The organism is Bacillus sp. XB1 (assembly GCF_053557995.1).
This window is the reverse complement of the sequence record NZ_JBNRIL010000001.1, coordinates 663,504-687,745: the sequence shown is the minus strand read 5'-3', so window position 1 is coordinate 687,745 and position 24,242 is coordinate 663,504. Positions and strand designations below refer to the sequence as shown.

Annotated in this window: 29 protein-coding genes; 6 read left to right on the top strand and 23 right to left on the bottom strand. The window is 34.5% G+C overall.

The genetic code is table 11. The annotated features are described in order from the left end of the window. Positions 1-140: 140 nt before the first annotated feature. Positions 141-2,084 (top strand): elongation factor G, encoded by a 1,944-nt coding sequence (locus tag ACK1U5_RS03380; RefSeq protein WP_069604671.1) that lies wholly within the window; start codon positions 141-143, stop codon positions 2,082-2,084. 45 nt (positions 2,085-2,129) lie between these two features. On the opposite strand, the gene ACK1U5_RS03375 is transcribed toward ACK1U5_RS03380, so the two are convergent. Continuing rightward, positions 2,130-2,795, bottom strand: a complete 666-nt coding sequence (locus ACK1U5_RS03375; RefSeq protein ID WP_113710665.1) for an alpha/beta hydrolase — start codon at positions 2,793-2,795, stop codon at positions 2,130-2,132. Then, entirely contained in the window at positions 2,796-3,263 is a 468-nt protein-coding gene (locus tag ACK1U5_RS03370; protein ID WP_069604670.1) for an NUDIX hydrolase, read from the bottom strand. It lies immediately after the preceding gene. 194 nt (positions 3,264-3,457) lie between these two features. On the opposite strand from ACK1U5_RS03370, the gene ACK1U5_RS03365 reads away from it, so the two are divergent. Then, on the top strand, positions 3,458-4,249 hold the full coding sequence (locus ACK1U5_RS03365; protein ID WP_000449110.1) for a DUF4240 domain-containing protein: 792 nt from the start codon (positions 3,458-3,460) through the stop codon (positions 4,247-4,249). Between the two features lie 64 nt (positions 4,250-4,313). On the opposite strand, the gene ACK1U5_RS03360 is transcribed toward ACK1U5_RS03365, so the two are convergent. From ACK1U5_RS03360 to ACK1U5_RS03305, 12 genes are all read right to left on the bottom strand, one after another. Further along, positions 4,314-4,745, bottom strand: a complete 432-nt coding sequence (locus tag ACK1U5_RS03360; RefSeq protein WP_061139139.1) for an SMI1/KNR4 family protein — start codon at positions 4,743-4,745, stop codon at positions 4,314-4,316. Between the two features lie 52 nt (positions 4,746-4,797). Continuing rightward, positions 4,798-5,823, bottom strand: coding sequence for an SDR family oxidoreductase (locus tag ACK1U5_RS03355; protein WP_061139138.1), 1,026 nt, complete (start codon positions 5,821-5,823; stop codon positions 4,798-4,800). A 166-nt stretch (positions 5,824-5,989) separates the two neighbouring features. Beyond that, positions 5,990-6,661, bottom strand: a complete 672-nt coding sequence (locus ACK1U5_RS03350) for an ABC transporter ATP-binding protein (protein ID WP_113710664.1) — start codon at positions 6,659-6,661, stop codon at positions 5,990-5,992. Beyond that, positions 6,661-7,926: an ABC transporter permease gene (locus tag ACK1U5_RS03345; protein ID WP_223277244.1), complete on the bottom strand. Its 1,266-nt coding sequence runs from the start codon at positions 7,924-7,926 to the stop codon at positions 6,661-6,663. Before ACK1U5_RS03345 ends, ACK1U5_RS03350 begins: the two co-directional genes overlap by 1 nt. Before the next feature lie 2 nt (positions 7,927-7,928). Next, on the bottom strand, positions 7,929-9,014 hold the full coding sequence (locus tag ACK1U5_RS03340) for an FtsX-like permease family protein (RefSeq protein WP_050821933.1): 1,086 nt from the start codon (positions 9,012-9,014) through the stop codon (positions 7,929-7,931). A 65-nt stretch (positions 9,015-9,079) separates the two neighbouring features. Further along, positions 9,080-9,448, bottom strand: a complete 369-nt coding sequence (locus ACK1U5_RS03335; protein WP_000838682.1) for a hypothetical protein — start codon at positions 9,446-9,448, stop codon at positions 9,080-9,082. Positions 9,449-9,654: 206 nt separating this feature from the next. Continuing rightward, entirely contained in the window at positions 9,655-10,602 is a 948-nt protein-coding gene (locus ACK1U5_RS03330) for a serine hydrolase domain-containing protein (RefSeq protein ID WP_000844643.1), read from the bottom strand. Between the two features lie 24 nt (positions 10,603-10,626). After that, the gene (locus ACK1U5_RS03325) at positions 10,627-11,517 is read right to left on the bottom strand and encodes an AraC family transcriptional regulator (RefSeq protein ID WP_069604668.1); all 891 of its coding nucleotides are present in this window, start codon (positions 11,515-11,517) and stop codon (positions 10,627-10,629) included. Positions 11,518-11,683: 166 nt separating this feature from the next. After that, positions 11,684-12,193 (bottom strand): nucleoside deaminase, encoded by a 510-nt coding sequence (locus ACK1U5_RS03320; RefSeq protein ID WP_000545361.1) that lies wholly within the window; start codon positions 12,191-12,193, stop codon positions 11,684-11,686. A 240-nt stretch (positions 12,194-12,433) separates the two neighbouring features. After that, the gene (locus ACK1U5_RS03315) at positions 12,434-12,607 is read right to left on the bottom strand and encodes a hypothetical protein (protein WP_000367555.1); all 174 of its coding nucleotides are present in this window, start codon (positions 12,605-12,607) and stop codon (positions 12,434-12,436) included. Between the two features lie 19 nt (positions 12,608-12,626). Beyond that, entirely contained in the window at positions 12,627-13,097 is a 471-nt protein-coding gene (locus ACK1U5_RS03310; protein WP_001266065.1) for a GNAT family N-acetyltransferase, read from the bottom strand. Positions 13,098-13,114: 17 nt separating this feature from the next. After that, a complete protein-coding gene (locus ACK1U5_RS03305; protein ID WP_000610500.1) occupies positions 13,115-13,516 on the bottom strand; it encodes a DUF3980 domain-containing protein in 402 nt (133 codons plus the stop codon). Positions 13,517-13,612: 96 nt separating this feature from the next. Here ACK1U5_RS03305 and ACK1U5_RS03300 point away from each other — a divergent pair, with 96 nt between their 5' ends. After that, a complete protein-coding gene (locus tag ACK1U5_RS03300) occupies positions 13,613-14,065 on the top strand; it encodes an NUDIX hydrolase (protein WP_048568590.1) in 453 nt (150 codons plus the stop codon). Positions 14,066-14,098: 33 nt separating this feature from the next. On the opposite strand, the gene ACK1U5_RS03295 is transcribed toward ACK1U5_RS03300, so the two are convergent. Next, positions 14,099-15,010 (bottom strand): DMT family transporter, encoded by a 912-nt coding sequence (locus tag ACK1U5_RS03295; protein ID WP_069604667.1) that lies wholly within the window; start codon positions 15,008-15,010, stop codon positions 14,099-14,101. Positions 15,011-15,134: 124 nt separating this feature from the next. On the opposite strand from ACK1U5_RS03295, the gene pdxR reads away from it, so the two are divergent. Both pdxR and ACK1U5_RS03285 read left to right on the top strand, forming a co-directional pair. Next, positions 15,135-16,577, top strand: coding sequence for a MocR-like pyridoxine biosynthesis transcription factor PdxR (gene pdxR, locus ACK1U5_RS03290; RefSeq protein WP_069604666.1), 1,443 nt, complete (start codon positions 15,135-15,137; stop codon positions 16,575-16,577). A gap of 229 nt (positions 16,578-16,806) precedes the next feature. Further along, positions 16,807-17,247, top strand: coding sequence for a YaiI/YqxD family protein (locus tag ACK1U5_RS03285; RefSeq protein WP_000708769.1), 441 nt, complete (start codon positions 16,807-16,809; stop codon positions 17,245-17,247). Positions 17,248-17,332: 85 nt separating this feature from the next. Here the strand turns inward: ACK1U5_RS03285 and ACK1U5_RS03280 are convergent, their stop codons facing one another. The 7 genes from ACK1U5_RS03280 to ACK1U5_RS03250 form a co-directional block, all read right to left on the bottom strand. Next, positions 17,333-17,647 (bottom strand): DUF3892 domain-containing protein, encoded by a 315-nt coding sequence (locus tag ACK1U5_RS03280; RefSeq protein ID WP_000358164.1) that lies wholly within the window; start codon positions 17,645-17,647, stop codon positions 17,333-17,335. 80 nt (positions 17,648-17,727) lie between these two features. Continuing rightward, complete coding sequence (locus ACK1U5_RS03275; protein ID WP_000141230.1) at positions 17,728-18,552, bottom strand: DUF2785 domain-containing protein; 825 nt, start codon at positions 18,550-18,552, stop codon at positions 17,728-17,730. A gap of 92 nt (positions 18,553-18,644) precedes the next feature. After that, complete coding sequence (locus tag ACK1U5_RS03270) at positions 18,645-19,106, bottom strand: hypothetical protein (RefSeq protein WP_000490271.1); 462 nt, start codon at positions 19,104-19,106, stop codon at positions 18,645-18,647. A 27-nt stretch (positions 19,107-19,133) separates the two neighbouring features. After that, complete coding sequence (locus ACK1U5_RS03265; RefSeq protein ID WP_069604665.1) at positions 19,134-19,802, bottom strand: uridine kinase; 669 nt, start codon at positions 19,800-19,802, stop codon at positions 19,134-19,136. Positions 19,803-19,972: 170 nt separating this feature from the next. Next, the gene (locus tag ACK1U5_RS03260) at positions 19,973-20,716 is read right to left on the bottom strand and encodes a metallophosphoesterase family protein (RefSeq protein WP_000357660.1); all 744 of its coding nucleotides are present in this window, start codon (positions 20,714-20,716) and stop codon (positions 19,973-19,975) included. A 13-nt stretch (positions 20,717-20,729) separates the two neighbouring features. Continuing rightward, positions 20,730-21,656: an aminoglycoside phosphotransferase family protein gene (locus tag ACK1U5_RS03255; RefSeq protein ID WP_000391244.1), complete on the bottom strand. Its 927-nt coding sequence runs from the start codon at positions 21,654-21,656 to the stop codon at positions 20,730-20,732. A gap of 14 nt (positions 21,657-21,670) precedes the next feature. Beyond that, positions 21,671-22,468, bottom strand: a complete 798-nt coding sequence (locus ACK1U5_RS03250; protein ID WP_000943349.1) for a VOC family protein — start codon at positions 22,466-22,468, stop codon at positions 21,671-21,673. Between the two features lie 205 nt (positions 22,469-22,673). Here ACK1U5_RS03250 and ACK1U5_RS03245 point away from each other — a divergent pair, with 205 nt between their 5' ends. After that, complete coding sequence (locus ACK1U5_RS03245; protein WP_001170721.1) at positions 22,674-23,576, top strand: sulfite exporter TauE/SafE family protein; 903 nt, start codon at positions 22,674-22,676, stop codon at positions 23,574-23,576. Between the two features lie 36 nt (positions 23,577-23,612). On the opposite strand, the gene ACK1U5_RS03240 is transcribed toward ACK1U5_RS03245, so the two are convergent. Then, positions 23,613-24,062 (bottom strand): GNAT family N-acetyltransferase, encoded by a 450-nt coding sequence (locus ACK1U5_RS03240; protein ID WP_069604664.1) that lies wholly within the window; start codon positions 24,060-24,062, stop codon positions 23,613-23,615. Positions 24,063-24,242: the final 180 nt, after the last annotated feature.

The window sequence follows — 24,242 nt, the reverse complement described above, 5'->3', positions numbered from 1 at the left end:
GGCGCTTTGTAGCGTTACAAATAATGTTAATTGCACTATAATAATACTAATTTAAAGAACTGGAGAGTGATTGATAATGCGGCAATATACAAATAGAAATGAGGAATTGAAAATGGAAAATGAAATGAGGATATTCACAAATGACAACAATAAATATAGGGATTGTCGCGCACGTAGACGCTGGCAAGACGAGTTTGACTGAGCGTATTCTTTATGAAACGAATGTGATTAAAGAAATTGGCCGAGTAGATAGTGGTAATACACAAACTGACTCAATGGAATTAGAAAGACAACGCGGAATTACGATTAAAGCATCTGTCGTTTCTTTCTTTATTGATGCTGTAAAAGTAAATGTCATTGATACACCTGGACACGCTGATTTTATCGCTGAAGTGGAGCGATCATTCCGCGTTCTAGACGGTGCGATTTTAGTTATCTCTGCCGTTGAAGGTGTGCAAGCACAAACAAAAATTTTAATGCGCACATTACAGAAACTAAACATACCGACTATTTTATTCGTTAATAAAATTGATCGTAGTGGCGCAAACAGTGAAAAAGTTATGAAACAAATAAAAGAGGTTCTTTCAAATGAAGCATTCCCCTTCTACTCTGTTCTAAACGAAGGAATGAAAGAAGCCCGGATCATTGAATACAAATCATATGACGATTGTATGGAACTGTTAGCACCATTTAATGAATCATTACTTGAATCATATGTAAATAACGAAATAATACCGGACGCACTATTAAGAGAAAAACTAGAACAGCAAATACAGCAAGCGAATGTGTATCCAATCTTTTTCGGTTCAGCAATGACTGGTATGGGCGTAACAGAACTTCTTGAAAAACTTCCGGCTCTCATTCCAGCTCTTACATCGGCACAAGAGGAACCATTATCCGGTGTTGTTTTTAAAATTGAACGTGAACCTTCTGGAGAAAAGGTTGCTTATATAAGAGTTTTTTCAGGTAGCTTACATGTTAGAAAATATGTTAATATACAGCGCAGTAAGTCTCTATTCCATAAAGAAAAGATAAAAAAAATGTGCCTATTTCATAATGGAGATACCGTTCAAACTTCTACCGTTCCTAGCGGTGAGTTTTGTAAAGTGTGGGGGCTGAATGATATTAAAATTGGTGATATTATCGGTGAACGTACGGATTATATAAAAGATATTCACTTTGCCGAACCACAAATGGAAGCTGCCATTGATGCGGTACCTAAAGAGCTAATTCATAATTTATACGCTGTTCTTATGGAACTCTGTGAAGAAGATCCGCTCATTAAAGTTTGGAAAGACGATGTTCATAATGAACTATATATTCGCCTTTTCGGTGAGGTACAAAAAGAAGTAATTGAAACAACACTTTATGAGAAATATAATTTGCAGGTTAATTTTTCAAATACGCGAGTTGTATGTATCGAGAAACCAATTGGCGTAGGCAATTCTGTTGAAGTAATGGGTGAAAAAGAGAATCCATTTTACGCAACAATCGGATTCAAAGTTGAACGTGGTGAACTTAATTGCGGTATAACATATAAATTAGGTGTTGAGCTCGGCTCACTACCTTTAGCATTTCATAAAGCGATTGAAGATACGGTATTTCAAACGTTAAAACAAGGATTATATGGGTGGGAAGTTACAGATATTATCGTCACGTTAACACATACTGGTTATGCTAGTCCTGTTACAACAGCGAGTGACTTTAGAAACTTAACACCGCTCGTTTTAATGGATGCTTTAAAACAAGCTGCAACATATGTATATGAACCAGTTAATGCGTTTGAATTAACTGTACCGGAGCAAGCAATTAGTACCGCAATGTATAAGCTCGCTGCCGTTCCAGCAACTTTTGCAGAGCCTATATTCAATAACAATTCTTATCAGTTAACAGGATCATTACCTGTTGCGAAAACAGAGAGTTTCAAACGAATACTACATTCATTTACAGAAGGAGAAGGCATATTTACAACGAAGCCAGCTGGTTTCACAAAACTTATGGCTCCCTTCCCTACTCGAAAACGTGTTGATTATAATCCGCTGAATCGTAAGGATTATTTACTTCATGTTTTGAAGGCTTATTAAAGTAAAAGAGGTGCAATTCGCACCTCTTTTGCATGTATTAATAGGTTAGTTTGTCCTAACAACTTCTTTAAGTTTTCCTATTATTTTCGCTATAGCCTCAATTGAATTTTCCGTTTCATATCCCCCAACATTTACAGAATGATTTGCATTTTTGACAACTTCAATCTGTAAATTCGTTTTATATAACTGATCAATTTGATCTGCATTGTATTGGTGATCTTTATCCCCAATAACTAAAAACCCTTCGTGTCGACTATGTAAGATAGAATCAAAAATTGTATCAAACGTCAGTAAAGGTGTAAGTAGTATCATTTTTGACTGCGCGAATTCTTCTCTCTTCATTAAATCATTTGCAATCGGAATTGTTCCGAGTGACTTCCCTAAAAACATAGTCTCGTTGTATTGCTCATCTTTTAATACTTCATTTATTACAGGATTAATATCATCCATCATTACTTTCGTTACTTCTTCCATTGGTTTATTCATTAATTGTCCATCATAAGAATAATGAATATGTACAACATCTATTTTATGTTCAAGCATTAACATCGTTGCGTAATAAAATAACGGCTTATCATAATTGTATCCTGAACCTGAAAACATAAAGCAAACGGTACTAGAGCCTTTTTTGATATGTGTGTAACGAATTACTTTGTCATTTATATGTACCTCTTTTTTAGTTCCCTTCACCATTTTCCCCTCCGAATACATTTACTTTTGTAATACGATATGTTCTGTGTGAACTGATACATCCTTTACTTTCTCTTTTATAAATGCAGGCTGTAAGTTATATGTATGCAGTTCTTCTACTGGCACCCATCTAAACAAATACGTTCTACCCTCTTCTTCCAAAATATATTGATCCGTTCCACTCGCAGGTAACTCATGTAGCTCTACTTCATAATAAAAACTAATTTCATGAAACTTTCGCTCAGAAAGTGTAAAGAAATTTTCTACTGACCATATTAATCTCTTCCCTTTAATAGGAACACCTAGTTCTTCTGCAAGTTCTCGTTGTAACGCATCCTCACTATTTTCTAGCATTTTCACTCTTCCGCCTGGTACATACCAATAATGTTCCCCTTTGTTTTGAAGAATAAGTATTTTATTATCCAGTTTACAAATTGCTCCGACGCGGTAATTAAAACATGTTTCCTCTACTTTAAACGTAAGATCCAATCTTAACGCCCCCCTTATACAAATATTGAATTATTACAAAACAATTATGTAATTGCTGTACAAATAAGGTTACTAAATTTATTCACTTCATTCAATCATTTCCTAATTTTCTGAACCATTACTTTTCATCGTTACAAGTGTATATACATATGTTACAATCAAATTGCACACTAGAAAACATTATGGGGGTACGGATGGAAACGTTATTAATCCAGCAAACTGAGAAATCAAATAAGTTTTGGAAAATCGTTGTGAAAGAAAAAGACTATGTTGTGTTTTACGGAAAAATCGGCACAGCTGGCAGTGTGAAAGCGAAAGAGTTTGAAACAGAAGAAGAATGTATGAAAGAAGCTAACAAACTAATTGCTTCCAAACGTAAAAAGGGATATACAGACCCGTTGCCTGGGGAAGATTACATAAAAGAAAAAACGATAACAGAAGAAGAATTTTGGGAACTACTTAATCGTGCAAAAACGAAAGGTGAAGACCAAGAAGAACAAATAGAATGGCTTACTTCCCACCTTGCTAAACGTACAGTACATGAAATTGTAGCTTTTGATACGCATATGCATCGTCTTTTGAAAGATTCCTATACCTCCCGTTTATGGGCAGCAGCCTATATTATTATGGGTGGTTGTTCAGATGATACTTTCGATTACTTCCGCGGATGGTTATTATATCAAGGAAAAGAGACATACGAAGCTTGTATTGAAGATCCAGAACGATTAATTCCTGTATTAGAAAATTTGAGTGAGTATGACGTCCCAGAAATAGAAGAACTTTCTTTATATTTCGGTTTCACTGTATATGCAGAAAAAACTGGTGACGAAGATGATACTTACTTTACACTTTACCATGTCTTATCTAATGAAGAATTCGACGATGTAGATTTTGAATTTGACTGGAATGAAGATGATGAAGAAGGTTTAAAAAAGATGTTTCCTAAGCTATGGGAGATGTACGGAGAAGAACCGATTGAGTGGTAGATTAATTATTCGTGAAAAAGTGCCTTGTTTCTTTAGTAACAAGGCACTTTTTTTGATACTATATTTAAATTATCATCTTTCCACTCTCCCACCACTCCATAAAAGTCTTTAAAGAAGGAGCAACCCACGTTCTACTATCATTTTCATGGTTCCATACATATATATCATCTCTTTGTACTTTTCCATTCAAAATGGAATAGCCAAACAAATCACTATTTCCCCCATCAGCAAAAAATAATAAACAGTCAAAAGGCATGTATAAATCCTTAAAATCAACTATATTTCTCATACTCATATTTTCAGTTTTAATTTTTGAAGCAGACCATATAAAGTCACCGTATTCACCTTCTATACCGTTTGTTTCCTGTAATAATTGATATAAATCATTCGGTAACTCCACATGTAAACATTTTTGTATATCAGTAAGTTCATCCTTCGTAGCTGGGTTTTTCAAGCTTAAATTTGATGAGATACTGTGAATGGTGTCTTTCCACATCACCTTTTCCTCCTTATGTGCAATCAAGCATATTCAAAGAACTCCGCTAAATTTATTGATACCATCTTTCTAACAATTCCTTCTCCCTCTCGCCTGAAATACCTGCTTTTAATTCCCATTCTTCCGTACTCTCCATCCACTCATACACATCTGTAACTGTCTCGTCTATTCTTTTAAAAGTAAGCCCTTCATTAACCGCACTTTCGATACAAATAGAAAACCCGCCTCTCCACGGCTTCGTCTCACCATCTAATGGGAAAGTTTCTGGAATCCACAAAGGCATTTCTGTCCAAGGCTGCACATTGTGTTCACTCATAAACGATTCGTCTACCCAAACAAATTCAGCATCGCTATTCGTAACTTTTTTACACGTATTTAACAGCTCTTCCATCGTCAATTCATCATTCGGACCTGTTATATTGAATGTACCTGCTTTATTATTTTCTGCCATGTTGAGTCCAAATCTCGCGACATCTTTTATATCAACTATCTGCACTGGACGATTTTTTCTTCCTGGAACTAACACGTTACCTCCTTTTGCTACACGCCCGATCCAGTATGGAAGTCGATCTGTATAATCGAACATTCCTGAAAGAAGTCCTGCTCTTACGTGTAAAACACGCCCCGGCCAATACTTCTCTGCTTCTTTTTCGCATAATACTTTCAGCGCACCATAATGCTCATAAGGAGATATTTCACCATTCTCTACAGCCTTTATTTGCTCTTCCGTCGGTTCAGGTTGTAATATATAGTCTTCTTTTATGTCATGCGGAATCCAATCTTTATATACGGAAAGGCTTGAGAAGAATATATAGTGTTCAATATTATCTTTAAGTACTTCTCCAACATTTCTAATGTGATGCGGAGAAAACCCACATGTATCCACAACAACATCCCATTTTCGATTTTCTAAACTTGATACATCACCATTTCTGTCACCGATCAGCTGCTCCACTTCAGGAAAAACTTCTTTGTTTGTTCCGCGGTTAAATAATGTAACTTCATGCCCTCTGTTCAAAGCCTCTTCTACAACAGCTCTTCCCAAAAATCGTGTACCACCTAGTATTAAAATTTTCATTGTTCTCCCCCATTCCTCATTAAAAATCGTTTCTTTTGTTAAACGAATTTCTATCATAAAAAGTTACGGGGGATTTGTTGTTTTACTTTAATCCTACAAATAAAAAGAATCCATCTTGAAAAATTAATCAATACGGATTCTTAAATTAGATATAATTGTTGAATTACTAACTCCGCACAACTTCCCCATCAACTAACTCAATAATTCTATTACACTTATTCGCTACTTCTATATCATGGGTTACAATAATAATCGTTCGTCCTTCTTCATTCAGTTGTAATAGCAAATTCATAATTTCTTCTCCTGTTTTTCTATCTAAATTCCCTGTCGGTTCGTCAGCCAATATTAATTCTGGTTCACCTACTAACGCTCTTGCAATTGCGACGCGCTGCTGTTGTCCACCTGATAGCTCGTCCGGTGTTTTATGCATATATTCTTTTAAACCTACTTTTTCTAAATAGAACTTCGCCTTATTTTCTCTTTCTCGTTGCTTTAGCTTTCTATATGTGAGTGGTAGCACTACATTATCTAGTACAGTATGTTCTTTTAACAATGCAAAATATTGAAATATAAATCCAATCATTTCATTTCTTGTTTTATGAACTTTATTTGCTCTAATTTCAGTTAATGATTTTCCATTTAACATATATTCACCCTCATTTGGCATATCAATTAACCCTATAACATTTAGTAATGTACTCTTCCCTGAGCCTGATCGCCCCATTACCGCTATAATTTCGCCCTTATTTATCGTTAAATTTATACCGTTTAACGCGAACGTATTATGATTCTTATTACTATACACCTTCTTAATATCTTTTAGTTCAATTAACCCCATTATTCCATCCCACCTATTAATGTTTTCGGTTCAAGCTTTCTAATAAATAAGAAGACAATTACATTCGAGACAACGATGATTAATAATAAGAATAGAAATACTAAAAACAATATAGGCATATCCAATTTAAAGTCTAATACCGTTGCTTCCTTTAAATCCTTCGACATTTGTAATAGAACCCCATACCTCCATGAAAAGTAAGTTATCGACATTCCTAAGCCAGTTATTGCTACAATAATGTTCTCTAAAACAATTTGAATAAACATACCAAATTTACTTTCGCCAAAAGCTATTTTTATACCAAATTCCCGCTTTCTCATCAAGATAGAAACAATGGTCGTTACTACAATTCCGACGATCGAGAATACAACGAATAAGATTCCTACTATAAGTTGAGGTATTTCCGAATAGCCGTTAAGAGTAACATCTTCATTTATTTCATCACCTAAACTTTTTAAATGAAACGTACCGCCGTTTCCTTTAAGTTGAATTGATTCTTCTAGTTTCTTTACATCTGCACCTTTTTGTAAATATAAAACTGTACTTTGATGTAGTCTTAAAAACATTGCTTCATATTTTTCAAATCTATCAAATGACATAGGCATTATCATTGCGTAATCCAACTTCAAATATGTGTTCGGCGTATTATTATTTACGATAAATTTATTTTCTGGCAAATACCCTATAATTGTATATCGATCATTAATTGTATCTCCAACTTGAAAATATTTCTTAAAGTAAGAACCCATTAAAACTTTTGTTTTTTCTTCACTATTTTTTTGAAAGTCATCATGCGAGAAACCTTCTTCAGGTTTTAAAGGTAAACGTAACATTTTATAGTAATTTTCATCTACAAAAATTGTTTTAATAGTAGGTCTTTCATCGTGAAACGTTTTATGTTTCAAATCAGTAATCATACTGTTTTGAAATGGTCTATTACTTGACTCTATTTCAATAACTCGCTCCTCGTATGTACCATACGAAATCACATCTTTATTTTGATGAATTGTATTATAAACCGCTTGAATTTTCTCTTTATTAAATTGATTGCTTTGTAATCTATCTGTCGTCATTTCAAAAGTAACTAAATATGTTTTATCCACATTTAATACCGAGCTGGATTTATCGTTTAGATGGTGTAAATTATAAAATACATTAATTGAACTCGTTAGAGTTGCTAATCCAAATGTAATCTGTATTAGAAGAAGTACGGAAAATAGAAATCTCTTTTTTAATGCTATGAACGCACTTTTTATTCTCATCATTTTTACTCCTTTAATGCTTTAGCAGGTTCACTTTTAAGCACATATACAAATGGTATTACAGAGAGGATGAAAGCTATAGTAAGTGAAAGAAATACACACATTACAATATGAGTAGACTGTAAACTAATACTATAACTTGTAAACTCTATAATATTTTCACTCAAAATGCTAAAAATCCATTGTATGCATATTGCACAGGCTGATGCAGTGATTGCACATAAAAATAATTGACTAAATATAAAAATAAAAAAATTTATATTACTTGCTCCCAAAGCTTTCCTTAACGACAAACTTTTTTTCTTCGTATAAATCCAATAATAACTTACTATTATATTGGTAATGAAAGCTATACATAAAAGCCTATATGGAAAACTGAGTAACTCTTCTACGGCTTCACTTGAGTTTTTTTCCTTTTCATAGTTCTCTTTTTCACTAATCACTTTGGCATTTATATCTTTATTGTTCTGTTTCATATGCTGTATGAAAGTTTCTATTTCCTTGATAGGGTTTTCATTAGAACGAACAATCATTTGGAATGTATTATCTTTTTGTATCATCTGTTTCACCTCATCTGGCATGTCATTTAGAGAGACGAAAATTTTAATATTATACTCATATCCAGTATTTTCTCCAGCTACGCCTTTAACTGTATATTCCTTATTAAATAATTTTATTGTTGCCATATCCTTATAAATTTTCTTCCCCACTATTACACTATTTTTTTCATCTTGTTCCATCTGAGAACCTTTTAGCAAAGGTGGAGACCAATTTTTATTAAGGAGACCATTCATTATTACGTGGCCGATATCCGGAATAGTAATACGAATATCATTTGTAATAACACTAGCGTTTTTAAAATCAGATTCTATTAACGTCTGAAATTGTTCGAAATTGATTTCCCCCATATTAGTAAGTTGAACTGAATAGTAATAATTAAAATAACCATTTTTACTATCATAAAATTTCTCATCATAATAATCTCGCGTCGACATTGCGATCAGGATTGGCCATATTGTCAATACAAATCCAATAAATAGCATAATGAATATTGTTTTGTTCACCACTATTTCTTTTAATACTAGATTCATATATCCTCCTCATTTTAAAAACCGTGAAAAAGGTATGTATCCTTTTTCACGTTTTTTGTTGATTTTTATTTAATTACCATTTCCTTAGAAGTGTACGCACTATCCCCTACCATTATCCATTCATGACCCGAATAACCTCTGGTCACCGGTCCTTTGGATGCAACGCTAACGTTTATACGATCTGAAATTTTAGCATCATACAATGCTAACTCTTTAGAAGTCCCATCATCAAAGCTAGCTCTTACAGTCATCTTGTAAAAATGAGGTTCGTCCTTTTTTGCAGTATAGGCAGTTGCCTTAGCTTTTGCTCCGCTTCCTGTCCACGTTGCATTATTATCCCAACTAATCGAAGCAAATGAAACGGAAGAAACCATACCTAATAAAGAAGCAGTTAATCCTGTAACAGCTAAAGTTTTTGGAAGTAAGCTTTTCATATATCCTTAATCTCCCTTTTTAAAATATTCACTTAAATATTTAAGTATTTTTAGGCCTTGTCCCCATTATACATAAAGAAAGACTTTTTATATTAAAAAACCCTAATATTTACACTTTTAACAAAACCCTTACATTCCCATGAACTTTACGTCACAAAACAAAAAGATGGTATAAAACCAAAATTCACCCCATCTTTTTACTACCATTATTGATTTGACTGTATGCCAGGAAGAATATATTTCACAATCAATTCCCATCTATCCCGTGCATTCGGCATAGCTTCAGAAGCAATTACTACAACCAAATCCTTCTCTGGAATACAACAAATCATATTCCCACCGTCACCCATAGCACAGTATGAAAAGATTCCATCTTCTTCTCGAAACCACCATAAGTAACCATATTGATTTTGGTTCATTTCTGTTGATTCTTTTATCCATGATTTTGATAGTATTTGTTTTCCATTATGAATACCTTCATTCAAATACATCTGTCCAAACTTAGCCATATCCCTAACAGTTAACGTTAGTCCCCATCCGCCTGTCGAAATACCATTTGGATCGTGAACCCACCCTTTCACATCTTTTCCGAATAAGTCATCGAATCCAAATGCTTTCATATTATAGTTTGGAATTTCTCTCATACCGAGTGACTGAAATAGCTGTTCATTCGCAAATTCACGCGCACTTTTTCCTGTTACGCTCGTAATAATTGCTGATAATAAATGAGCTCCTGCAGATGAATATTTAAAAGATCCAATTTCTCCGCCATTCCCCATCCTATTAAGTGTATACTGTACCCAATCCTGTTGTGTACATAATTCTTCTAACGGTTCCTGCCAGTCTACAAAAGGATATGGCGCTGTCATTGTAAGTAAGTGTCTCACTGTTACTGCAGATGCCGTACGTTTATATTCAGGGAAAAACTCTATTACTTTTTGATCTACACTTTTTATATAGCCTTTATCTACACATATCCCAATTAACGCAGAAATAATCGTTTTTGTGACAGATGCTACATGAAATGCATTATCTGGACCTTGGCCGTTATAATATTTTTCAAAAACAATATTACCTCTCTGTACTACTAACATACCATTAATATTTTTGTATTCTTCTTTTATAATTAGATCTAACTTTTCAGCAGTTTTCATTATTCATTCCCCTTTAACCTATGATTAAAAAGGTTCGATAGGTACATATATATCAACTATATGTTTATTTTCCTGGTGCTGCCTTGGGTCATTTTTATACATTTCAAAAGGATAGGAATCTCTCGGTTTATATCCGCTATTTGGAAGCCACTCACCATATAAGAAATCCCACGCTCCTTTATATTCATCTTGGAATATTTCAAAATGACCTACCGCATACTTTCCAGAAGGTATTACCATTATTCCAATGTCGTTCGTTTCTACTGCAGGCTCATTCGGAATTGTTATACATAAACTAGTTCTTAAATGATTGTCCTCCGTAAATTCATGATGATCGTGGTAAATGGTTAATACTTTCGTATCCTCAAATACATGATAGTTTTCCCCCGCTGCGTAATGAAATAATTTCTCTATCATTTTTGGAAAAGCTATAGCTAACTCTTCATATGTACCTGTATGTCTTATGTATGCGACGTTTATATTATCCGCTGTTACAATTTCAACATTTCCTCGAACCTTCTTACATTCATTGTATTGAGGAATTCCCCTTACGTCTTTGCAATTCTTGCTATTATCGTTTCGATATTGAGACGGACTTACGCCGTAATAATTTTTAAATGTTCGGGAGAAAACTGCTGAATCTGTGAATCCGAAGTGATACACAATATCTGTAATCGTCATATCTGCGCGATATGTAAGTAGATGTGTTGCCCTTTCTAGTTTCAAGCGATTCACATACCGAGATAATGGCTCATCAACTATTCCTTTAAAAATCCGATGAAAATGATACTTCGAAAATCCTGCTATATCAGCTAGCTCTTCAATGGATAGTGAACTGTCTATGTTTGATTCTATATAATCTTGAACCTTATGTATGCGTCTTACATACTCATTTCTACTCTGTTTATTCTCCATACTCTTTATCTCCTCACAACAAAAAGAACCATCCTAGAATACTTTTAGGACGGCTTTCTATTCGTAATAGATTCTTCCATATTCTATTGTTAAATCGATATAATTTCACTATATTTTTTAAATTGATGGTAATGTGGCAGCATCCCGATTTAATTGAAAGAAACAACTATTTTTTTATAGCCCTACGCAAATTAATAATATTATTGGGATTTAGCTCCCATTGTCTCATAAGTTCTTTTTGTCTTGTTTTTAAGTCTTCAAATGGTTCTTCCACTATGTCGATTTTATTAAATTTCCCTTCGAAAACTAAAGCATTTTTTATCTTTTTATATCCACCAAAACCTAAGTCATCATTTAGTAACCAGACTACTCTCTGTATTTTTGCGAATAAAATACCTCCTGTACACATTGGACACGGTTCCAACGTGCTATAAATAGTAAACTTCTCATTTTTTATTTTTGCATCAAACATTGCTTCCCCTGCATTGCGAATAGCGTCTATCTCTGCGTGAGCTGTTATGTCTTTTTGTGGATGCACTCTATTTCTTCCTCTTGCAATGACATTATTATTTCCATCAACAATAACTGCTCCTACTGGATATGTATTTTCTTTTAATGCCATTTCAGCTTCTTCCAATGCCATCTGTAAAAAATATCTATCTCTTTCAAAATGCATATAAATCCCCTTCTTTTGATGAAATTATTTTACAGAAATTGCTTTTGACATCCCACTCACTTCTATCAAATTAACAAAAAAAAAAAAGATATCATTATGTCTGCAACAACAGGGCAAGAATGGTGTTTTGATATAAACTTAATTTAATAGAATTTGTGATACAATCCAATCGCCATTAAGCTAAGAAAAACAAATACCCTAAAACGAGAAATTTTAAGGGATCATAAAATTTTCAAATTTTTAATTCTTGTTTTGACGTTTCTTTTGTATGCTCCCTATAACCCCAAATACAATCGCTACTGCTAAACATACGATTGAGAAAGTTTGTAATACGTTTGTCGAAAAATAGCCTACCCCTAACACTACTGCTAAAACGATTCCTGCTACTAACATTCTCCGTTGCTGCATATCCATGCAATCATTCCCCTTTTATCTACACATTTTTCAAAAATAAAACTCTACTCCCGCCATTCCCATCATAATTTGTATGTACCGATACACCCTCTACCTCATCATCCCCAGCCTCAATTCGAAAACCAATTTCTTGATGAAACTGTATCGACTTTTTATTAGTTGGTGACGTAATTGCTTTTACAACTGTACGATTATTTGCACGAGCGACATCAAAGAAATAAGAATACAATGTCGATGCGATTCCTCTTCTTCTATACTTCGGATTTACACCGATAAAATGAACGTATGCTTCATCTTTATATGTTTGTGAAAAAAATCCGCATAAGAAACCTAACGTTTCGCCCTCTTCTTCAATGATAAAACTCGTTTCTTGAAAGTGAACAAAAAACAATTTTGGCAACATGGCAACCATGTCTCTCCCGCCCCACCAATCATTTAAAACTGAATGAATCTTTACATAATCTTCCCCTTGGATATTTCTTACTCGCATATGTTTCTCCCTCTCACTCACTTCATTTTTTCATAAATTTTAATGACTGTTTCTACTAATAGGATGAATACCCATATCCCGCAAAATACAAGAACAGACTGGAATATGGATCCAATTATCATAACACCAACTGTACCTGTTATTGAAAAAGATATTCCACCAAGCCCTGGATCTTGTATAAATGCTCCAGCAGAAAAAGCAGTTATAATTGATACTATTAAATAAATAACACTCGTTATTTTTAATATCTTTATAGAAAGATACGAGGTTTTTTCTTGTTCCACTTGTGATAATTCGATTTCCCCGCTCTCAATTCCTTTTTGCAAACAGTCTTCACATAGAAATTCTTCCTTAATTTTTTTACCACCGTGCATCGTACCTGTTATTTCTTTACATCTTGAACATTTTCGATTTATCATGTTGTTATCACTCCAATCTGTTAAGATTATACTTATACAATTCTGCATTTACCTTAATATTCCTTTTATGTATTTTATAGAGAAAGGTCGTGTTTTATGATTTCAAAACTCACATTTGGCTCTAAAAAAATTAACGTTCATTATACATTAAGGCCTAGTTGTTATGCGATTATTTTTCAATCATCTTCTTCAAAGATTGCTGTTATCCAAAAAGGAGACCGTTACTTTTTACCTGGTGGCGGTATGGAAGGTAATGAAACAAAAGAAGAATGTTTGCACCGTGAACTACTAGAGGAATTAGGATGGGCAATTAAAATTGATCAGTATATCGGTAATGCGGCTCGATATTTTTATGCAGAAAAGGAAGATATATATTATTTAAACGATGGATTTTTTTATATTGCGAATATGGTGCAGAAACAAACTGAAAACTGTGAGGAGGATCATGTTCTAAGGTGGATGTCTCCATTGCATGCTATAGAGCTTCTCATACACGATCATCAAAAATGGGCCGTTGAACAAGCGCTTTTATTACAAATACAAAAATGATCTCCTTCTATATGAAAAAGATCATTTTTACTGTTAACTTACTTTTTTCAAATTGAGAGCTGGCTTTTTGATTCCACCTTTTTTTACAACATATAAACCGATGAAGATAATAAGCCCGCCAACTAGTTGCATCAAATTAATTTGCTCTCCAATGGTTACTGCCGCAAAGATCACTGCAAACAATGGCACAAGATACATATAAACCATTACTTTCGTTGAGCCTATTTTACTAATACCGACATACCACATTGCAAGTCCGAATATGGTCGCAAAGACGATTGAATATGCTAGTGATCCCCAGCTTGGCATATCTACTGGCCACGTTAGTGTGCTTACATTGAGTAAACAGTATATAACGAGAGGTCCAATTCCAATTAAAGTAGACCATGATGTAACTCTCATTGCGGAGTATTTTGTAATGAGTGGTTGCGCTAAAATTGGATACCATCCCCACGCAATTGCTGCGACTAATCCAATTATATTTCCGAGCCACGCATACTCGTAAGTAGCTCCTCCTGTATGTCCTGTTAATAAAACGAATGCTGCACCAATAAAGGCTACGATTGAGCCAATTTGTACTTTCATCGAAAAACGTTCTTGTTTATGCAATACTGCTAATATCCCTGTAAAAATAGGTGACATTGCAATTAATAATGAAGCGTTCGTTGCTGAAGTATATTTCACAGATAGCATAAACATCGTTTGATACATTGTCGTTCCAACGATGCCGACTGCTACTAATCGTAACCAATCTTTTCTTTCAATACGTAATGAGCGTTCCATCATAAAAGTAATAAGTAATAATACCGGTGATGCTACTAAAAATCGTAAACTATTAAATTGAATGGATGACATATATGCCACGCCATACTTTCCTATTGTATAATTTGCTCCCCATACTAATGCAACAGATACTAGGAGCCATTCCATTTGCCATCGTTTCATCCGAATCTCCCCTTCCATATTTAGCATAGTAAAATTGGCTGGATATAACACCGTCCAATTGGCTGTTTTTTTACCCAGCCAATTTGTTATACTGAATGTATATAAGAGATGCGGAGGCGTTTGTATGGAATGGAAGCTAGATAACGACAGTAAAATCCCCATTTATCAGCAAGTTGTTGACTTTATTGAAAAACGTATTACATACGGAGAACTTCCTCCAGGAAGCTTCCTACCTTCCGAACGAAAATTAGCTACACAGTTAAATGTAAACCGAAGTACAGTAACGACTGCTTATAACGAACTACGTGCTATGGGAATTGTAGAAAGTACGACTGGTAAAGGTACACGTGTAAGTACACATATGTGGGGCGTTTCTCCAACATTAACGCCGAACTGGAGAAATTTCGTAGAAGGCGGTACGTTCTTACCAAACTTACCGTTACTTCGCCATATTCGGGCAGAAGTACAACAAAATGAAAACATTATTGATTTTGCAAACGGAGAGCTCGGTTGTAATCTCTATCCTCATGATCAACTACAAACGATTTTACGAGAACAACCGTTAACGCATTCATTAAGTTATGATCATCCGCAAGGCTATCTCCCGCTAAGACAAGCGATCGTAAAATATATGAAAGAATATTTAAAAGTTGAGGCAACTGAACAATCCATTATGATTACATCTGGCGCACAGCAAGCCTTACACCTTATCGTGCAATGTTTATTAAATCCAGGTGATGCCGTCGCTTTCGAAAGTCCATCGCACTGTTATTCCTTACCGCTATTCCAATCAGCAGGTATTCGTATTTTCCCGTTACCTGTTGATGAACATGGTATTAATCCAGACGATGTGCAAGAATTATATAGAAAGCATCGTATTAAAATGATCTTTTTAAATCCAAACTTCCAAAATCCTACGGGAACGATGCTTCATCCAAACCGTAGAAAAAAACTATTATCACTTTGTGCAGACTTACGAATTGCGATCGTTGAAGATGATCCGTCCAGTTTACTTACGCTAGAAAAGAAACAACCTTGCCCTACTTTAAAATCAATTGATGAAAATGGAACAGTTATTTATGTACATTCTTTATCAAAAATGATTGCGCCAGGATTACGAGTCGGCTGGCTCGTTGCTCCGCAATCTGTAGTAGAAAGATTATCCGACGCACGGCACCAAATGGAATTAGGTATGAGCATATTCCCGCAGTGGCTTATGCAGCAGTTTTTCGAAACTGTACCATTTCATTCTCATATCGTACCGTTACGAAAACAATTAGCAGAAAAAAGAGACGTTATCGTTCACGCCCTAAACGAGCAACTTCATGATAAAATCTCTTTTTCAAACCCGACTGGTGGTATATACATATGGGGAAAATTAAAAGAACCAATAAATGAAAAGCAACTTATTATGCAAAGTTTAAAACAAGAAATCGCCTTTATGCCCGGTAGTATTTTCGGTGCGAAAGATGGTTATATTCGTTTATCTTATGGAAAAGTGGATATTGATCAAATTGAGGAAGGTATTTCTCGTTTGCAGGAGGCTATTTTGGTTTGTGAAAAATAACTTTACATAAAGCCCTATCGTTTGACAAAAGAAAAATCTACCATTATTATCAACACGAACCTAGTTACCCCGCATTAACGGGCAATAAAACTCCCAGCTCAAAATTCAGCTGTAACAAAGAAGTTAGGTGGGAGATTAACTGCCCGTAAATGCCCGATTGGTTCAACTAATAATCAGTGGAGGATGAACCCCCCACTGATTAAAGTTTCACTTTATAGGAGTGGTAAAAATGAAAATTTACGTTGATGCAGATGCTTGTCCTGTAAAAGATGTAATTATTTTTGAAGCTACGAATGCAGAAATCCCTGTAACGCTCGTTACTAGCTTTTCTCATTATTCTAATGCTCAGCAACCTAAAGGTGTGGAAACAATATATGTTGATTCCGGAGCAGATGCTGCAGATTACCGAATTATGCAGTTAGCAAAAAAAGAAGATTTAATCGTAACACAAGATTACGGTCTTGCTTCGCTCGCTTTAGCAAAAGGCTGTATCGTTCTACACCATAAAGGCTATAAGTATACGAATGATAACATTGAACAATTGTTACAAACACGATATTTAAGTGCAATGGTTCGAAAAAGTGGTAAACGTACAAAGGGACCGAAACCATTTACAGCAGAAGATAAAGAGAAATTTAGAGAGCTCTTTAAAAGTATGATCGCACTTTAAAAATGAATCGTCTATTTGCAAGGAAAACTTCGCAAAACAAAGAAGAGAATATCGTAATGAACATTCTCTTCTTGAGGTTTACCCTTTAAAATGAAGGTAAATTATCTAAGTTATTTTCTTTTATTCCATCAGGTTCACTACGTATAATATCTCTGCCATACTTATGAAATACGTCCACATGAGCTAACTTCCCTGATTTTGCTTCACTAAGAGCAGTCGTATAATCTAACTCTCTCCCGCTACTTGTTTTAAAAGCAATCAAATCACCTTCATCATTTTTACGAACAGCAACAATTTGTTCTGCTCCTGAAGTAACTTCCTGAGCTATTTCAAATTGAGCTTGCTCTTCCCCTTGATGTAAATAATCATTATATACTTTTTCAAAGTCTTTTTTGTCCATTAAACTCACCTCCAAAACATTTTATTAGTATGGTTGGGAGGTGTTGGTTTTATGTACTTTTCTGTTAGAAAAACGAATTTTTAATACCTACGCAAACCCTTTAAAGTCTCCAATATATCATCTGTAAAGGCTGTACTACCCTCTGTCTCTAAAGCTCTGAAATATAAACTTCTTAAGAAAGCTCTAATATTTTGTACTAAAATATCATATTGAGGATGCGGGATGTCTTCAACAATTGCTATACTATGTAACCAATTGCTCCACTCTTCTTCAGTTAAAAGATTTTGGTTACGTAACGACATAATTGGTGCTACTAATCTCTCATCCTCAAAGTGAATGTATACGTAGTCATGTAAGCGGACCTTCTGACGAACGGCAGCTAGTATTGCATATGAGAACTCACGATTTTGGATTGTACGTGCTAAAGCATCGAGTGCATCTGCTGCATGTGCAGTAGAGTGCGCCCAGCCTTTCCCTTCTACATAGCCCCTTACATCTTCTTCTAAATATACATATTCCAGCACTTGTTCTGCTACACTGTACAGTTGTTCTTCGGATAACAACGGTTCTCTTTCATGAACAGATAAAATAAGTGGTGGAATTAATACGGAGAATGCACGTTTAAATACAGAGTCTGTTCCCTTTTCACCAATTTTATAAAATAAATAATCAGGACTAATTGCTTGTAACATTAATCCTCTTAACTCTTTTTGTCTAAATACATCATTTGTAATCCATGTGTGAAGCGTACTATAAATTAAATCATCACGTAATTCAGCATCTGGTGATCCGATATAATCTAGCATCCACTGCGCATATGGATATGCATCTACGTCTTCTGGTACAGCATAATTATTATTTTTAATTTGTAGTAGTTCTTCTTTTAGTTCTAGTACTTCTGTCATTTTTTTATCCCCTTTAAATTTCTCTTCCTAAATTATTCCCTATTAGTATCATAAAATTAAACCCATTCTTAACGCAATATAAAATGGAATCATTAATTATCTTCACTATGTAACAGTTCTTCCAATGTTGCTTTAACTTCTTCTTCTAATTCATTAATCGTTCCGCTATAAAGTGTTCCTATGCTACTACTTTTTCGATATCCTTGGTAATAATACCAAAGCGAAATAGTACAGACTTCCCATGATTTTGAAGCATCATATTCAAAATTAATTTCTGATCTATATTCATACTCTAAACAATTCTTAGATGTTAGTTCTTCTAATTCATCACCGTCTATATCTCTTTTAATTGACAGCTTCAAATTTAATTTACCATTTTGCGCAAAACGTTCTTCATATATTTTTTGATACTTACTGCAAATGTCTTCACTTATACTCTCTAGTTCCATTATTTTTTGTTTTAACTGTTCATTTATCTGTTCATTTTTGATTTCTAAATATTGTCCATCCTTCTCTTCATTCACTTTATTATTTTTTTGAAACCATCTAAACAAATGTTCATTCCCCCTATATAAACTGTATTAATGTCTTTTAAATAGAACTACTGGATCATCAAATTTACTATTTTCAAATAAAACATCTGCAAGTTCTTTCGGATTATGCTCATCTATATACATTTTACAAGCCGCGTGATACCTGTTTAAAAACATCTTCTCTGCTTCTTCATAACTTCCAAAAGCTTCAGTTTCCCGCTTAGCACCACGTTTTCTCGCAATCTCAAAATTTGTATCTACAAAGATTTTGTAATCAAATAAATGCGCAGCGTCTTTTTTCAATAGAAACGTTCCATCTACTATTAATATCATACTTTTCGTGGCCAATAGCGGCTCATTATGTACAGGCATATCCGTTATTAAGTTATGAGAAATCGTTTCATATTGTAAATTCCCGTTAGGTCCTAAAGGCATTAATAATCTTTCTTTGAAAGCTGTATAATCGTGTGCATCTTCATAATACCCTCTTGCAGATTCTTTTCCTTTTGCATAGCGAATCACTCTTGGATTATGAAAATCATCAATGCTGGCGCGTGTTACTGGTAATCCTCGTTTTTTTATTTCTTCCGCTAGTTCGTTTGCAAATGTTGTTTTTCCTGAGGCTGTAATACCGCTTACTCCAACTCTTATTGGATGGGTTAAGTTTAGCTTTACAATATGATCTGCAATTTCTTTGATTCGTTGTTTTCGGTTCATGATATCTCCCTTTATAATTAGTTGACATAATATAATTATAGATAATAATTCATGTCACTATTTGTCAGTAAATTGATATCCTTTCTCGAATCGCTGATATCTCGAAAAAATCATTGATATATTTTAAGTTATGATAGATATATTTGAAAAATCGTTGATATATTATTAGCTTACTTTCCCTTAAACCCTCGATATAAAGCAGTCCGTAATTCTTGTTTGTATTCTTCAATTTCTGGCATTTCGAGTTCTTCTGCTAGTCTGATAGCTAATTCAATATCATACGGTACTCGTACAAGTTGAATAGAAAAGCTCGCTGCTTCTTTTTCATTGTAAGTCCCTTCAAATATTAAATAGGAAGCTTGCGTTATTTCAAGCGGGTTTCCTACGCTACCGGCATTACATAACGTTTTCCCTCTGAAATTTTGAACGAACGCTTGGTGAACGTCACCGTAACAAACGACATCTGGTTTTCTTTCCCCTTCTATATTTTCCGTCAGATCACTATTTTCGAACATACTAATACGTTCTTCTCTTGAAGCGTGTGGTTGAATTCTTTCATATAAACTTCTCGGTGAAGCGTGAAACATACGAATGAATTTCCCACTCATATAAAACTCGATTGAAAATGGTAAGTTTCTTAAATAGTCATTTTGTTCTTCCGATAATTGTTTTTGATGCCATTTCAATGCTTCAAATTCAGTCGGCTTTGTAATAAAATCATCCCAGTTTCCCATTACGACTACTTCACATTGTTTACGAATGATTTCAATTGCTTCACTGGAATGAGGTCCTTTTCCTACTAAATCTCCAAGGCAAATAATGCGCTCGATCCCTCTTAATTTAATATCATTCAACACGGATTCTAATGCTTGAATATTACCGTGAATATCTGAAATTACTGCTATTTTATCCATATAAATTACTCCTTTATTTATTAAATTCGCTTGATTGATACCATTTTGGAATATAAGATGAAAAATGATTATGATCTTCTAAAATTCCATTTAATCTTTCCTTCATATCATCTACTAAATGCGGTGTACTTCGATTCGTCCAAACGATATCCGCTGGGAATGTCATCGCGACGTACAATGTATACAGTTTCCAAAAATGAAGCGATGGTTCGCCTCCGAAATAACCGTGAACTTGTCCAACCGCAAATGGTTTACTTATTCTTATAGTAAAAATCGCTACGTTATAAAAATCGTGTATTGGATCACCAAAATCATATCCACCAAAATCGATAACGATAAATTCCTTATTATGAATCATGCTATTTGCTGGATGGAAGTCATCATGTAAAAATCTTATTGGACGATTTTCCAATAAATCTTTATGATTTTCTACAAAGGTTAATACTGGCTTCAAATCCAGAAAATTCACCTCGTAATCTGTTAGTGCCTCTATGTATCTTTCGTATTTATTCCATCTAGATGTTTCCCATTTATTACTTGCACTTTCTCTTTCAATTGAGTGAATCCTCTTTAATACTTCCCCTGCTTTTCTTCCTGCCATATACTGTTCTTCCACCGATAACTTCGTTAAACCTTCTTCACCATTTATACCTCGGGTCCATTCAAATACTTGAACACATTTATTTAATTTCTCAATTATTATGAAATGAATTAACTTGGGTGTTGGAATATGTAATGACTCTAATTGTTTCATATACGTATATTCTTCTTGTTTACGTTCAAAATGAACAGCATCACATACTTTTACAAAATAGGTTTCTTGATTCTTTAATTCAATTTTATACTTCTCTTCATGTGAAAAACCTTTTGAAATAGCTGTACACGTTGCAATACGAGGCCATTCTAGTATTCTCTCTATCTCTCTAAGTATTTCTTCCACAACGTTCACCTCTATTAATATATGTACAAACTACCTAGCACTTCATGTTCTCGTTTATTTCCACCTTTAAACTCTACTGCAAATGGATTTTCGCCATTCTTATTCAAATGTTCTAGTACTAGCCCTTCTCCAATCGGTTCACAAAACTGCACATGAATATCTCCAAATACTACACTTTGACACTCAGCATTCCATTTTTCATTTTTCACAACTAAGCTTGTAGATAGCTCCATTACTTCTTTCCATTTCCGTACTGTTTCTCGAACATTTTTTACTGCGTAATGAATCGTTTCAATTTGTTGCACTTTGTTTTTATGTTCAGTAATCGTCCCACTGTTACGTAAATCGTTTCTTCTTTCTTCGTCCGTTTCATTCCACTGTATAAAGAAAGGTAATTTCGGTCCGTTCTCTTCTTGCTTAACGAATAACATTTTCCATTCTAAAAGTCGGCCATCTTTTCTCATACGTTTCCCTTCAAATGGCCCTATCGTATGTAAGCCGTACTTATTAAAGTTAACTGCTAGCTCCTCAATTGCATCTGTTCGGATCGCGATTTGTAGCATTCCTTCTCCATTTTGTAGTTTCACCACTGTTTCTTGTACTAATGGATTTTCTGCTTCTTTCGCTTTTTCTTCATGTTGAACTGCTAAAAATTCAATATATGATAAATCAAAATAACTTAAACTATTCCAAGTACCCCAATTCGTATGCTCTCCGCCTAATACAGTATGAAATCCAAGTTCCTGCATTTGTTTTGCCGCTTCCTCCGGTGTACCATGAACTGCGTGAACGAGATGATCAAATCGTAACATGTCTTTCTCCCCTTTCTCTCCATCCTTTTATTGTATATTTTATTTTTCTTTCATTCAATTCAAAAACTTTAAAACCTAGTTGATTTATACGATTAATATGTATTATAATGAAACAAATTTAATTATTGCTGATTGGAAAAACCAAAGGCACTTTTCTCATACGGGAAAAGTGTCTTTTTCATTTATTATTACAGGGGGATTATTTATGCAGAAATTAATTGTCTTTGCTATTATTGGATTTTTCGCTCAATTGATCGATGGAGCACTTGGAATGGCGTATGGAGTAACGTCTTCCTCTTTATTATTAATGTTTGGTATTGCACCAGCTGTTGCATCTGCATCAGTTCATTTAGCTGAAGTCGTTACAACTGCAGCTTCCGGCGCATCTCATATCAAATTTGGAAACGTTGATAAATATACAGTTTCCAGGCTTACATTACCTGGGGCAATCGGCGCATTTGTTGGGGCATGTTTTTTAAGTAATTTGCCCGGAGATGTAATCAAACCATACATTTCCGTATTTTTATTTACTTTAGGGGTTTATATTTTATTACGATTCATCATTCAAAAACAAATTGTCACTTCAAATAAGCGTATGTCTGCAAAACAACTTGTGCCGCTTGGTTTATTCGCTGGATTCGTTGATTCAACTGGTGGCGGTGGTTGGGGGCCCATTACGACACCTGTTCTTCTAGCAAGAGGAAATGAAGCTAGAAAAGTTATTGGATCTGTAGATACGAGTGAATTTCCTGTTTCACTCGCTGCAACAATCGGCTTTTTCATTTCACTTGGCTGGGAACAAGTAAGCTGGGTTTGGGTATTTGCCTTAATGCTCGGCGGTATTGTCGCAGCTCCAATTGCTGCATGGTTAGTCCGCATCGTTCCACCCCATTTACTTGGCGTATTAGTTGGTGGTCTTATTATCTTTACAAATATTCGTACACTGCTTACTACATTTAAAGTGGATCCAACTGTTATTTCACTTTCTTACGTTGCAGTTGGTCTTGTCGTTATTATTTCTATTTTCATTGCTGTTCGAAATCATTCCAATCGTCCTAACGCATCAACGGCTGAGTATCCAAATGATCAGAAGCAAATGCTACCATAACTATAAAAAATACCGCTCAATTTAGAGCGGTATTTTTTATTTTTCTATTTTCCAATTAATCATCGTTTCTGTAGCATTTACTCTCTTCATATGTAACTTTTCTAAAACACGCATCGAACTATAATTATCTAGAAGTGTCTCTGCAATTATTGTTTCTACCTCACCTGTTTTGAAAGCCCAATCGAATAGTTCTTTTACAGCTTCTGTTGCATAGCCCTGATTCCAATATTTCTCAATGAATCCATAGCCAATTTCTACTGTTTGATCCTCGTTTGGTTTCCCTTTAAATCCAATATCACCTAAAACGCTATCATCTTCTTTCCGAAGAACATACCACGCCCCCCATGGTAATAAAGCCTCATCTTGTTTCACATTCTCTACATGCCCTACAATATGCGGACCGCTATTATATCCTTGCTCGTTAGCAACTTGAATACTCTCTTCTGTACACGGCACTATATAGAGCCTTTCTGTTTCTAATTTCATTTTGATTTCCCCTTTTTGCTTAAACGTTACTCTAATTATAACAAATAATATGACTTTATCATGAATGTCGAATTATATTTTTCTGAATTTTCTTTTTATTTAGAGGGTTTTTCAATATTTTTTGCGAAACATTTGTATAACAATTTTTTCTTTGCTTATTGCTACATAATAGTAGGTTCG